General features: G+C 60.9%; 11 protein-coding genes and 4 pseudogenes. 13 read left to right on the forward strand and 2 right to left on the reverse strand.

Annotated features, from left to right (window positions below):
• Positions 1-48: 48 nt before the first annotated feature.
• A pseudogene (locus NKJ40_RS12595) lies at positions 49-303 on the reverse strand (IS5/IS1182 family transposase); the annotation flags it as partial.
• Between the two features lie 727 nt (positions 304-1,030).
• Here NKJ40_RS12595 and NKJ40_RS12600 point away from each other — a divergent pair.
• A pseudogene (locus NKJ40_RS12600) lies at positions 1,031-1,296 on the forward strand (ABC transporter permease family protein); the annotation flags it as partial.
• Between the two features lie 378 nt (positions 1,297-1,674).
• Here the strand turns inward: NKJ40_RS12600 and NKJ40_RS12605 are convergent.
• Positions 1,675-2,550, reverse strand: coding sequence for a LysR family transcriptional regulator (locus NKJ40_RS12605; protein ID WP_031194727.1), 876 nt, complete (start codon positions 2,548-2,550; stop codon positions 1,675-1,677).
• 135 nt (positions 2,551-2,685) lie between these two features.
• Here NKJ40_RS12605 and NKJ40_RS12610 point away from each other — a divergent pair, with 135 nt between their 5' ends.
• From NKJ40_RS12610 to NKJ40_RS12665, 12 genes and pseudogenes are all read left to right on the forward strand, one after another.
• The gene (locus NKJ40_RS12610; protein ID WP_023721570.1) at positions 2,686-3,087 is read left to right on the forward strand and encodes a DoxX family protein; all 402 of its coding nucleotides are present in this window, start codon (positions 2,686-2,688) and stop codon (positions 3,085-3,087) included.
• A 154-nt stretch (positions 3,088-3,241) separates the two neighbouring features.
• A pseudogene (locus NKJ40_RS12615) lies at positions 3,242-3,792 on the forward strand (isochorismatase family protein).
• Positions 3,793-3,988: 196 nt separating this feature from the next.
• Positions 3,989-4,566, forward strand: a pseudogene (locus tag NKJ40_RS12620) (acetoacetate decarboxylase family protein).
• A gap of 13 nt (positions 4,567-4,579) precedes the next feature.
• Entirely contained in the window at positions 4,580-5,065 is a 486-nt protein-coding gene (locus NKJ40_RS12625) for a cupin domain-containing protein (protein ID WP_352466328.1), read from the forward strand.
• A gap of 358 nt (positions 5,066-5,423) precedes the next feature.
• The gene (locus NKJ40_RS12630; protein ID WP_023721575.1) at positions 5,424-6,026 is read left to right on the forward strand and encodes an FMN-dependent NADH-azoreductase; all 603 of its coding nucleotides are present in this window, start codon (positions 5,424-5,426) and stop codon (positions 6,024-6,026) included.
• A gap of 25 nt (positions 6,027-6,051) precedes the next feature.
• Positions 6,052-6,978: a pirin family protein gene (locus NKJ40_RS12635; protein ID WP_023721576.1), complete on the forward strand. Its 927-nt coding sequence runs from the start codon at positions 6,052-6,054 to the stop codon at positions 6,976-6,978.
• Between the two features lie 22 nt (positions 6,979-7,000).
• On the forward strand, positions 7,001-8,083 hold the full coding sequence (locus NKJ40_RS12640) for an LLM class flavin-dependent oxidoreductase (protein ID WP_023721577.1): 1,083 nt from the start codon (positions 7,001-7,003) through the stop codon (positions 8,081-8,083).
• On the forward strand, positions 8,067-8,936 hold the full coding sequence (locus NKJ40_RS12645) for an SDR family NAD(P)-dependent oxidoreductase (RefSeq protein WP_031194731.1): 870 nt from the start codon (positions 8,067-8,069) through the stop codon (positions 8,934-8,936). Before NKJ40_RS12640 ends, NKJ40_RS12645 begins: the two co-directional genes overlap by 17 nt.
• A gap of 42 nt (positions 8,937-8,978) precedes the next feature.
• A complete protein-coding gene (locus NKJ40_RS12650) occupies positions 8,979-9,437 on the forward strand; it encodes a nuclear transport factor 2 family protein (protein WP_023721579.1) in 459 nt (152 codons plus the stop codon).
• A gap of 65 nt (positions 9,438-9,502) precedes the next feature.
• A complete protein-coding gene (locus NKJ40_RS12655) occupies positions 9,503-10,096 on the forward strand; it encodes an NADPH-dependent F420 reductase (protein WP_023721580.1) in 594 nt (197 codons plus the stop codon).
• Between the two features lie 48 nt (positions 10,097-10,144).
• Positions 10,145-10,549, forward strand: a complete 405-nt coding sequence (locus tag NKJ40_RS12660; protein ID WP_352466329.1) for an ester cyclase — start codon at positions 10,145-10,147, stop codon at positions 10,547-10,549.
• 583 nt (positions 10,550-11,132) lie between these two features.
• Complete coding sequence (locus NKJ40_RS12665; protein WP_352466330.1) at positions 11,133-12,329, forward strand: ROK family transcriptional regulator; 1,197 nt, start codon at positions 11,133-11,135, stop codon at positions 12,327-12,329.
• The last annotated feature ends 9 nt before the right edge of the window (positions 12,330-12,338 follow it).

Here is a 12,338-nt window from a genome sequence, read left to right on the forward strand (position 1 = left end):
ACGCGAATGCCAGTCCTATCCTTTCCACATCGTCGAGCGGAGAAGAGCCACCTCAAAGCCCTTGGCCGCGCCGGAGCGCTTGATAATTTCGATGGTCCATGTGCCGAGATTGGCCAGAGCCTGCGACAGTTTTTCTCCGGCATAGGCGCCGTCGGCGAACAGATGGCGTAACCAGGGATAAAGCCGTCGAATGGAGGCGCTGACGCCGACTGCCCCATCCCTGTCCTGGATGTTAGCCGTGTGCACCGTCAGCCCGACCAAGTGTCCCTCGGTGTCGGTAATGATGTGGCGCTTGCGGCCTTTGAATCAGAGCGATGGCCCCGCCGAAGAGCGCTGGCAAGAATGACACCTGGATCAGGTCCACAATCGGGATCAGGACGACGCCGACTGCCAGCCAGACCAAGAGGTAGGGAAACATGAACAGCAAACTTGCGTGCTACCGCGGAGGCCCAATGGTCTGCTGCCAAACATGGGCCAACGGCGCCGCCAGCAGCGGGGCCATCATCCCCATCAGCATAGCGCACCACGATAACGCGACCAGCGTCAGGTCACCCCTGCAACCGCCGCTTCAGCCCTAGCCGTAAGCGCCTGCGCGAATGTTCCCCTTAAACAAAGATCAGGTGTTGTGGGAACCATCTTTGACCAGACCATAAAAGCCCAGCCCAGCAGCGTGACGGACAGCAAGGGCCGTGGCAGTCGACGAAGCAAAATCCAAATGGCACTAACGACCCGCATGTTATCGTCCTGACAGTAAATTCGTCGCTAGAAACAGAAGCTTTTTGGCACTGGGAATATCAGTTCATCGATGGCACTCACGGAGTTGCCGTGATCGGCAAACAAGGCCCGCGCGTTTCCTCGAATGGAAGGCATAAACCCCATCCGAGAATTGCCGGCGTTACAGAGAAATTTAGATGATCAACTATACTTAAAGTTAAGCTAGCTACAATAGAAATTTGAGCGGCCAGTATCCGGCACCTCCATTTCTCACTAGGAGGTTCCACCAATTGGAGCCGCATCTGCCATCGTCGGCCAAATGTTCCGACGGATTCTGTTTCCTCAGGTGGCTCTCACGCAATTCCCGACCTGACAACCTCGATGATGGTCATCATGAAGGCGCTTTCACTCGGATTTGCCATCGAGGTCGTCGATATATTCGCCCAGTCCCAGCTGACCGCCGCGCTGAACTTCTACTACCTCGAAGCCTTCGTAATTGCCGTCGTGATCTATATGGTTATTGCCTATATCGTCACACAGATTGCCGATCGGCTGGAGCAAGCCCTTAGGGTACGGACCTGAGCGAAGCGTCGTCAGGACCCGCGCAGCAAGGGCGCGGTGGCGGCGTCTTCCTCGCCTCCGATGCCTGAAGGTTTTATCAACGGCCGTACGCTCTACGTCTACGTCTACGGCGGCATCACCGCATCGCCGTGACATTGGACTCGCATGAGCGATGCGAAATGTAGCGTTTGGCCCCTATGTCGCCCGATTCCTGACAGCTCTTGCCATCCAAGAACTTTAGATGAAGCGGAAGATCGGCAACTGCTTTTCGTCCTGAACACTCTGGAGACGCCTGTTGCAGTGCCGGCGATACTGTCGGGAGCTGACTTGTAATCGGCGCGCCGGTGGAGGCCGCGATCAATCTCGATGCTCACGGGTGCGCCTTGGTTCGCCTTTACCCTATCCCGGCGCCGAGCCGAAATGTTGGATCATCAGTTCGGTGAGCACCCGGATTTTCCGCGCCGGGTGCTGTCCCGGCGGTCGGACGACATATATGCCGGCCTCAGGAAACCGATAGCGTGTCATCACCGGGACCAAGGCGCCGGAAGCCAAATGGTCCTCGGTCAGGAAATCCGGCAGCGCGGCGATCCCTAGGCCCGCCACTGCCGCGGCGACGAGCGCGACGCCGTTGTCCGCCTTGAACCGTCCCTGCGGGTGAGCGGTAACAGTCTTGTCTGCGTCGATAAGTTGCCAAGCTTCCGTACCCTGCAACACGGCTTGGTGCATCGGAAGGTCGTCAAGCGTCTCTGGAGCTCCATGCTCCTTGATGTAATCCGGACTCGCGACGAGCCTTCCATAGATCGGCCCTATGCGACGCGCGATCAGGTCGGAGTCGGGAAGGTAGCCGACACGTATGGCGCAGTCGAAACCCTCTCCGACAAGATCGACGAAGCGATCACTGTAAGACGCATGCACGCTCAGCAGCGGGTGGCGCTTCGCAAGTTCTGCAAACACCGGCGCCAGATGTGTTGTTCCGAAGGAGAGCGGCGCTGCGATCCGCAGGCGCCCGCGCAGCTCGCCAGCGGGCAGGATGGTCTCCCGCGCGACATCTATTTCGGCGCAGACCCGGGCCGCGTGGTCGCGGAACGTGACGCCGGCTTCGGTCAGCGCGGCGCCCCGGGTGGTCCGTGCGAGAAGCTGCACACCAAGTTCCGCTTCCAGCCGGAACAGTCGCCGGCTGACGATGGATTTGGAGACCCCGAGCCGGCGGGCGGCCGGCGAGACGCCGCCAGCATCGGCCACTTCGACAAATGTTTGCAGGTCCTCAAGGTCCAACATGAGCGTTCCACTTTTCGCGACACAGCTTGCCTTGATGTAACACTACCACATCGCCTTCGGGAACGATGTGTGTGGATTGGTGGAGGCCGATGGGCCTCTGACCACCCTTTTCAGACAGCGCAGGTATCACGAATGCAAAATCAAACCACGACACTTGCGGCTGCCGGCCGTGTGCTGATCGCCGTTCTGTTTCTTCTGAGCGGCCTCGGCAAGATCGCGGCCCCCGCGATGACACAAGGCTATATCGCCTCGGCGGGTCTTCCGGCACCGCTTCTCGGCTACCTGATCGCGATCATCGTCGAGGTCGGAGGCGGGGTGTTGCTCGTGATTGGATATCAGACACGGATCATCGCCCTGGTCCTGGCGGGCTTTAGCGTGGCGGCCGCGTTGGCGTTTCACCATGATCTCGCGGACCAGAACCAACTGATCCATTTCCTCAAGAACATCGCTATTGCCGGTGGTCTGCTTCAGGTCGCTGCCTTCGGCGCGGGCTCGTTAAGCCTGGATGCCCGCCGGACCCAGCCCGTGCATTGAAGCAAACCAGCCGATGATTTGGGACGACCGGGCATCAGCAAACCCGGTCGCGTGTCCTACTCACGCCCAGACAAAGGAAATCGTTATGAGTGAAGCCCACGGTGTCTGGACTGCGGAACAGGTCGCGCTCATCCTGATCGACTATCAGAAAGAGATGTTCGAGAAGGTGAAGTCCGAGACGACACCGGACGAGATCGATCTGAACGTCCGGTTTCTGATCAGGGCCGCCAAAGCTTTCAATATCCCTGTGGTGCTGAGCACGGTCGGCGTTGAGATGGGCGTGAACGGTCCGACCCGAGCTTCGATCAGGGACGAACTGTCCGACGTCGAAGTCATCGACCGAAGCTCGATGGATGCCTGGGAAGATGCCGCATTCCGGGCCGCTGTCGAAAAGACGGGCAGAAGAGGCTGATCTTCGGCGCGCTCTACACCGAGATCTGTCTGGCATTCCCGGTCATCGACGCAATGGACGATGGCTACGAAGCCATGTTCGTCGTCGACGCGGTTGGCGGCATGTCACAGCTCGCCCACCGCACCGCGATCGAACGCCTGACGGCAGCCGGTGCGGTCCCGAATACGTCTCTCGCGCTAGTCACCGAGCTGTTCCGCGATTGGAAGTCGGCGCTCGCCGACCCGGCCCGGGACGTCATCAAGTGGTACATGCCCGAGGCTCAGAAGCTCGCAAGGCCGCAGCGTTTTCCCTGACGAGATGCGCCATGACTGGCTGCTGATGGCGAGTTGCGGGCGCCACCGAGTGATCTCCTCGCAGGCAGCCTCGGCTCTCTGAATGACGCCCCCGGGGCTCGCTTCTCGATGCAGGCTCGACCTGGGGATCGGAAACTTGGCGGAAGGAGCCACGTGACAATGCGTGGCAAACTGACTCGGGATCCTGGCACAAACGATGCCAGTACATGCAGACCCTCTGAGTTTCACAAACGCGTCGTTCAGGGGCGTGAACCAGGTGACGTTCAGCTATCGGACGAATGCGGAGGCGGCGGCGGCGTTGCTGCCTCCCGACCTGGAAATCGAACAAGACACCAAAGTGTCGGTGATGTTCCTGTCCTACGGGTTCAGCAGCGTCGGTCCGTTCCGGGAATACATCCACATCATCCACGCGCGTTTCCGCGGCGAAAATGTCGGATTTGTCCGCACATCTTCATTTCCAACGAACGAGGAATGCTCGCCGGGCGGGAGAGAGAGGGGTATCCGAAGCTGCTGGGCGAGATCGATTTCGACATGAACCAGTCCAATGTGTACGGGCTGGTCACGGCCCGGTTGTCGCGACCGGCCGACGTTGTGCTGGCGCAAGGGATTTTCCGCCCCAGCCAATTGGTCGGCGAAATCAGTGCGGACAATCCGCAGGTCGTCAAGGCGTTCGGATTGCGGGTCATCGGCTCGGCGGTTCCCGGCGGTCCCCTGGCCGTGTGCGAATTCGTGCGGTCGGCACTGGAGTTTTACGCACGACGTCCTTGCGCTTAGCGCGCGTGGAGCATTGAGCGCCGCTCTGCCGTTTGATGCGGCATTCGGTCAAACTCAAGAGCTGCCAAATCAGAGAACAAATGTGGGGAGCAATCCGATGCCTGGTAGATTCGTTATCGCGAATGAAGCCCAGCTCAAGGTCGATGACTTTGGATCGTCCCGGCGGCTCAGCGATCCGCCCAGTACGGGCGCCAAGCAACTCACGGTGATCGAGGTCAATTTCGATCCGGGCAAAGGACACAGTTTCCACAAGCATCCCGACCAAGAAGAGGTGGTGCTTGTCCTTGCCGGGCAGGTCGAGCAGTGGATCGATCGTGAGAAGCGCATCCTCGGTCCCGGCGATTCCGCCTTCATCCCGGCAGATGTCGTGCACGCCTCGTTCAATACCGGCGACCAGCCCGCGAAGATCGCCGCAATCCTCGGACCCTCCGTCAGACCGACAGGGTACGAGGTGGTCGATGTCTCCAGCGATGCACCGTGGAATACGCTGCGGAAGTAAAAAGCCGCGGACGAAACGACGGATCATGCGATCCGGTTCTGGCCTTCTTGGCTTCAGTGCAGTCGATGCCGTTGGGAGACATACGAGGCGCCGCACGCGGGTGATCATGGCCGTGGGCGGGAAGCGGAAAGCGAGCGGTGACCGCGCTCGATATACCGAAGCAACAGGCAGGCGAGGCTATACGGGCATAGTCATGCAGCCTTCGGCACGCCGCTGCGGTGAATACGCAGCCGCCTCGATCTAGGTTTACGTCCGACGCAGCCGTTCCAGTTTTCGCGACACAGCTTGGCGCTGTGCGAGGCTACCGTCGCGCGCCTTTGAACAGCATCTTGGATCGGTCAGTACCAAGGAGAGTGTTATGGCAAGTATTCTGGTCCTCAACAGCAGTGTTCTTGGCGACGGGTCCGTTTCCAAAATTCTGGTCGAGGAAGCTGTTCACCGCTTGCTGGAGGCCAGCCCCGGCGCAACCGTTATTCGTCGCGACCTTGGTACCGTGCCGGTTCCGCATCTTACCACCGCCGATGTGGCGGGTGTCCGCGGCGAGCCCGCGACCGACACGGAACTCGCCGCCCGAGCTCTTTCGGACGAACTGATTGCCGAACTCCGCTCCGCGGACGCCGTCGTGATTGGCGCGCCGATGTACAATTTCAGCATCCCGACCGGCCTGCGCGCCTGGTTCGATTACGTTCTGCGTGCTGGCGAGACGTTCAGCTATTCGGAGGCGGGTCCGCAGGGGCTGCTGACCGGCAAGCGCGTCTTCGTCATCGAGTCTCGGGGCGGTCTTTACTCTGAAGGTCCCGCTCAGGCGATGGATTTCCAGGAACCCTATCTGCGGACCCTTCTGGGCTTCATCGGGCTGACCGATGTCACTTTCATCCACGCCGAGAAGATCGGCTTCGGGCCTGAAGCGCGCGAGGCTGCGCTCTCGGGTGCAATGCAGGCGCTCGCTAAAGCCGCCTGACCCACGCCACGCACAGGAGGCGGCAATGACCATTTCGAGTGCGACGGTCGACCTAGCGGTGGAAGAGGTTCTGCTTCCACCTGTTCGGGATCTTGGTGATGGCTTCAAGGTTCGTCGCGCGCTGCCGTCTGCGCAGCGCCGGACGGTCGGTCCCTTCATCTTCCTCGACCATTTCGGACCGATCGTGTTCCGCGCCGGGGCCGGCCCGGAGATCCGGCCGCATCCGCATATCGGCCTTTCGACGCTGAGCTATCTACTCGAGGGCGAGATGGTTCATCGCGACAGCGCCGGCAATGTCGAGACAATCCGGCCCGGCGACGTGAACTGGATGACGGCGGGCAGGGGCATCGTCCATTCGGAGCGTTCGCCTGCGAAATTCCAGACGCAGGGCGGGGCGATGTTCGGCCAGCAGATCTGGGTCGCCCTGCCCAAGGCCCTGGAAGAGATGGAGCCGGGTTTCTCCCATCATGCCGAAGACTTCTTGCCTGCGCTCGAAGCGGACGGAGTCTCGCTCACCATCGTTGCGGGCGAAGCTTTCGGAGAACGCTCGCCGGTGCCGGTTTATTCGGACCTGATGTATGTCGATGTCGTGCTCAAGCCCGGCGCGCGCCTGCAGGTCCCAGCCCAGCATATCGAGCGCGCGATGTTTGTCGTCTCGGGCGAGATTGAAGTCGCGGGCCAGACGGGCAGCTTCGGCGAAGCGCAGTTCGTGGTCTTCAAGCCCGGCGCCGAGATCGTGCTGCAAGCGCGCAGCGGCGCCCATCTGATGATGGTGGGCGGAGAACCCTTTCCCGAGCCGCGCCACATCTACTGGAACTTCGTCTCGAGCTCCAAGCACCGGATCGAACAGGCGAAGGACGACTGGCGGCAGGGGCGCTTTCCCGAGATCGCTGGCGAGACCGAGTTCATCCCGCTGCCTCCTGACCCATTGCGCATTGCGCCCCGCGGCTGACAACACATTGCAAGGAGGTGTTATGGAAATCGGTGTCGACAGTTTCGCGGCAATCCTCCCTGATCCGGCGACGGGCAAACTGCCTTCGGCAACCGACCGCATGGCCGATCTCCTCGAGGAGGTCGAGGTTGCCGACGACGTCGGCCTCGACGTGTTCGGCATCGGCGAGCACCACCGTGCCGAATTCCTCGATTCCGCACCCGCGATCATTCTGGCGGCCGCGGCTGCCCGCACCAAGAGTATCCGCCTCACGAGCGCCGTCACGGTCCTGAGCGCCGCCGATCCTGTGCGGGTGTTTCAGGAGTTTGCAACCCTCGACCTGATCGCGAAGGGGCGTGCCGAGATCGTCGTTGGCCGCGGTTCCTTCGGTGAGGCCTATCCATTGTTCGGCTTTCGGATGGAGGACTATGACGATCTTTTTGCGGAGAAACTCGAGCTCTTCCTCAAGCTTCGCGAGAAGACCCACCTCGCGTGGGAGGGGCGCTTCCGCCCGGCACTCACCGGGCAAGGCGTTTTCCTCCGGCCGCATCAGCAGCGCCTGCCGGTGTGGCTCGGCGTCGGAGGTACGCCGCAATCCTTCGCACGCGCCGGAACGCTCGGCCTCCCACTGATGGTCGCGATCATCGGCGGCAGCTTTGAGCGCTTCCGCCCGCTCGTCGATCTCTACCGCGAGAGCGGACTGCGCGCCGGGCACGCGCTTGAGCAACTCACAGTCGGTGCCCATGCGATGGGCTTCGTCGGAGAGACCATCGCAAAAGCCAAGGATGCCTTCTTCCCCGGCTGGGCGCATCTGACAACGACGATTGGCCGCGAACGCGGTTGGTTTGCACCGTCGCGCCAGCAGTTCGAGGCGATGTGCGGCCCGGAGGGCGCCTTTCTGATCGGTGATCCGGACACTGTCGCCAGCAAGATGCTCGATGCCGACAGCGCACTCGGCGGCGTATCGAGGATCACCTTCCAAATGAGCACGGCATCCCTCGAAACCGCTGCGATGAAGCGCTCGATCGAGCTGCTCGGAACCGAAGTAGCGCCGATCGTCCGTGCGGCGCGGTCAAAGCACGGGGCACCGACTGAAAAGGAGACCTCAAATGCCGAACTCTTCTGAACACTTGAGACGCTCCGCCGCAGTCACCGGCGCTGGCGGTGGCCTTGGCCGCGACATCGCGCTCGGACTGGCGGCCAAGGGCTATACTGTTTTCGGCACGGCCATGTCCGCCGCAGAGGTCCAGGATCTGAAGGACGCCTCCGGTGGACGCGTCAGCCTGACCGTCTGCGACATGACCAAGGAACAGGCCGTGAAAGCCTGGGCTGACGACGTGTCCGACGCGCTCGGCGATGGCGCCCTCGATCTTCTGATCAACAACGCAGGGATCCTTACCCCCGGCCCGATCGAGATTTTGCCGCTCGACGCCATCCGGCGCGAATTCGACGTCAACGTGTTCGGCGCCCTCTCGGTCATGAATGCGTTCCTGCCCGCATTGAGGAAGGCGCGCGGTCGCATCGTCCAGGTGAGCACCTGGACCGCCAGCGTACCGCTCCCGTTCAATGGGCCATCAGGCGCATCGAAGGTCGCCCTGGAGGTATTTGCGGCCGTCTACCGTGCCGAGCTGAAGCGCTTCGGCATCGATGTCGTGGTGGCTGCGGCAGGCAATATGAAGACTGGGGGACCGGCGAAAACGGCTGCCGCTCTAAAGCGGGTCGCGGACGATATGACCTCTGAACAGCGCGAGTTATACGGTCAAACATTCGAAACCTTCGCGAACACGCTCAACGGCATGCAGAGCAGTGGGCTCGAGTCGGCTGCGGCCGCGAAGCGTATCGTCGAACTGGCCGAACAGGTACCTGCACCGAGCCGCGCGCCGGTGGGACAGGACGCCGACGAAATGCTCCGCGCAGCTCGCGAGAAGTCCGACGCTGAACTGGATGGGCTCCGGCTTCAAGTCGCCGGCCTGAGCTAGGGCCTTCCAGCAAATCCACACTTCATAAGAAGGAGATACCCCATGCTTGAGCTCGTAGACGGCAACGACAGCCGTGCCGTTCGCAATAAGGACAACATCCTTGGCTTCTATGATCTGGTGATCAACCAGAAGAAGGCGGAAGAATATGTGCCCAAGTTCATCGCGCCGGGTTACATCCAGCACAATCCCCTGATCGCAGATGGGCCAGTCGCCCTGGCGCAGTTTTTTGGCCAGATCAACAAGGAACGCGCTCTGGCGCGCGTCGTGGTCCACAAAATCATCGCCCTCGACGACTACGTCTGGGCCCATGTGAATTTTCTGAATCTTTTCAACGACGACCCGAATGACACCGGGATCGCCGGCGTCGACATCTACAAAATGGATGCCAACGGCAAAGCGATCGAGCATTGGGACACCTTGCAGGTGGTCGGCGATCCGCAGAACTCGGCCCCGTTGATCGCGCCAAACATTCCTCGCGCCAATGCAAATGGAATGTTCTGAAAGGGAAACGGTTACGCAAAGCCGCCTCCGACCGCGAAAGCTGACGAATCAGGAAGGGCGAAAAGATGAACTACGCCATCGTTGGATCGGGAGCGATCGGCACCGCGCTCGCTCGGCGTTTCGTTGCCAACGGAATCGACATCGCCATCGCCAACTCGAAGGGCCTAAAGAGCTTGGCTGGTTTGGTTAGTGAACTTGGGCCCATCGTAAAGCCTGTGACTGCCTCCGAAGCTCTCCGGGCCGACGTCGTCATTTTGGCTATCCCTTTCGACGCAGTACAGGATGCAGTGAAGGATGTTGAATGGGACAGCCGCATCGTGGTCGACGCCACGAACGCGATCGACTTCCCGGCGTTCTCGCCGCGCGACCTCAAGGGTCGTTTGTCGACGGAGATCGTTGCTGACGCCGTCCCGGGTGCGCGTGTGGTCAAGGCCTTCAACACGCTTCCGGCCGCAATCCTCGGGGCCGACCCGGCGGTGCTCGGCGGCCGTCGTGTGCTGTTCGTCTCGGGTGACGATCCATCGGCTCGGCTCGCTGTCGTGGACCTTGTCGAGCGCCTCGGCTTCGCCGCCGTCGATCTGGGCGGTATCGCTGAAGGCGGCCGTGCGCAGCAGTTCGGCGGTGGTGTTTCCGGCCAGGAATTCGTTCAACTCGGATGACCAGCACGCGCCACGATGGCAGCGAAAGGTTGAATTGGAGAAGGCGGTATGTCCTCAAACTTAGAAGGGAACAAAGCACTGGGGCGGCGATTCTTCGCCGCCATCGAAAGCGGGAATTTCAGCGTCTTCGACGAGATCGTTACGCAGGATTATGACGACCATCTGGCTGGGCAAGGTCGGGGGCGCGAGGCGCTCAAGCAGTACTTCGCGGGGCTTCACTCAGCGTTTGCTGATCTGAAGCTACCGATTTCGGCGATCGTCGCCGAAGGCGACCAGGTTGCTGTCCTGAATGCCGTCCGCCGGACGCACAAAGGCGATTTCGCCGGTGTCAAGGCCACTGGCAGAGAGATCAATACAATGGCGTTTCGGCTCTACCGAATTGAAAATGGGCATCTCGCCGAGCATTGGGAAGTTGCGGACTTCTCGACGCTTATGCAGCAACTTCAAGGATGATCGCGGATGTCAATGGTTCGCACGGGCGTACCTGCTAGCGAGACTGTTTGATATGATGGCCGAGGCGTTTCAGGCGGTGTTGGCAGTTCTCGTGTTGCTCGCGGTGCGGACGGCAAGCTACGAAGCGAACAGAGCGAGCCGCGATTGTCCTTCGAGCTTCGCCATCTTCGTTAACAGGTCGCGGCTGCCGAGTATTGGGACTTCCGCAAGGCGGCGTTGGCGTACATGGCTACAAGCATCGGATGGCGGCCTCATTCGCTTTCGCTGATTTGAACTTTGCAGATCTCGGCCATCGTGGCCGCAGACGACCAAGTGGCAGCCTTAAACGCCTTCTCCGGCAGGCACGGAGGCGATTTCGTTGGAATATGTCCACAAACAGAAGAATCGACGCGATGGCATCTCAGCTTTGCCGTATCCAGAATGGCCACCTTGCGGAGCATTGTGAAGTCGCGGACCTTGCCAGTTGTAGGGTGAAGCACGGTGAGGGCACTCCCTCCACATCATCGGTCAGGAGGCCTAAGCTTGGCTGGGAAATTTTTGAGACAAACGAATTGCGCAGAGGCGCCGGATGTGAGGCGAAATTTTGAATGAGAATGCGCTGAGATCGTTGCTGGGCAACGCAACGTCAGCTTTCGTCACCAGCCAAATCGTGAGGGCGCTATGTGAGCGCGGGCCACTGTCGGCCGCACAGGTTGCCCGGCTCACCGGACTTGCTCGCTCTACCGTGTCAACCGCGGTGGCGGAGCTGAAGCTCTTGGAAATTGTCATTGAGGGACCTGCGACCAATAGCACCCCTAGGGCAATCGGCCGACCGGCGACCCCGCTAACGCTCAATCCGCGTGCCGGCACGTGCGTGGGCGTTCACCTCAACCAGCAGGACATCCGCCTGGCGATCGCCGATGTCTCACATTCAGTAATTTTGGAGAAAAGTATCGAAGTTGAACCGGGCTATTCGCCCCAATGCGCGGCGGCCGTCGTGAGGGACATCGTGACCGTGGCTTACGGGGTTTGCGGGCTGGACATCTCGGCCCTGCTCGGCGTCGGCGTCTCGGTCTGCGGGCCGGTCAGCCCTGGGGGCATGGTGCAGCGCGCCAACGGCATGCCAACCTGGGCGGGAGTGAACATTTCGCAGATTTTCGGCGCCGTGTTGGAGAAGCCGGTCTTCGCGGACAACGAGAGCAACTGCTCGGCGCTGGCCGAAATGATGTGGGGTGCAGCCGCCGGTTATGAAGACTTCGTCCTGTTGAAACTCGATCTCGGTGTGGGCGGCGCGATCGTTCGCAACGGCAAAGTTATCACTGGGGTCGCCGGAGGGGGCGGCGAATTCGGTCACATGAGCATCGAGCCTAATGGCGGATTGTGCCGCTGCGGCAACCGTGGATGCCTCGAAGTTCAGATTGGCGTCGATCGCTCCCTGCAAGAGATGTCGAGGCTTTATGGGCGCATCATCACTATTTACGACGTGTCGGCGATGGCGTCCCAGGGTGATGTGGGCGCGCGTCGAATGATCGAGGACATGGCGGAACAGGCCGGCCGAGGGCTCGCCCTTATCGGCACGATCATCAATCCGCCGCTCGTCATCGTCAGCGGGCGTATGACGCGAGCAGGCGACATGCTGCTCAAGCCTCTCGTTGCGGTCTACGAAAAGCACACGCTGATGAAGGCACGCGATGTGCCTTCCCCGATGCGCACCCGCGTCATGATCGGAAAGCTGGCGGAGAATGATGCGGTGCTCGGTGCCGTCGGCTTGGCGCTTCGTGGGCTAGCTGCCTTACCTTGATCATGAGAG

This window comes from Mesorhizobium sp. M0119 (genome assembly GCF_040322615.1).
Classification (GTDB): domain Bacteria; phylum Pseudomonadota; class Alphaproteobacteria; order Rhizobiales; family Rhizobiaceae; genus Mesorhizobium.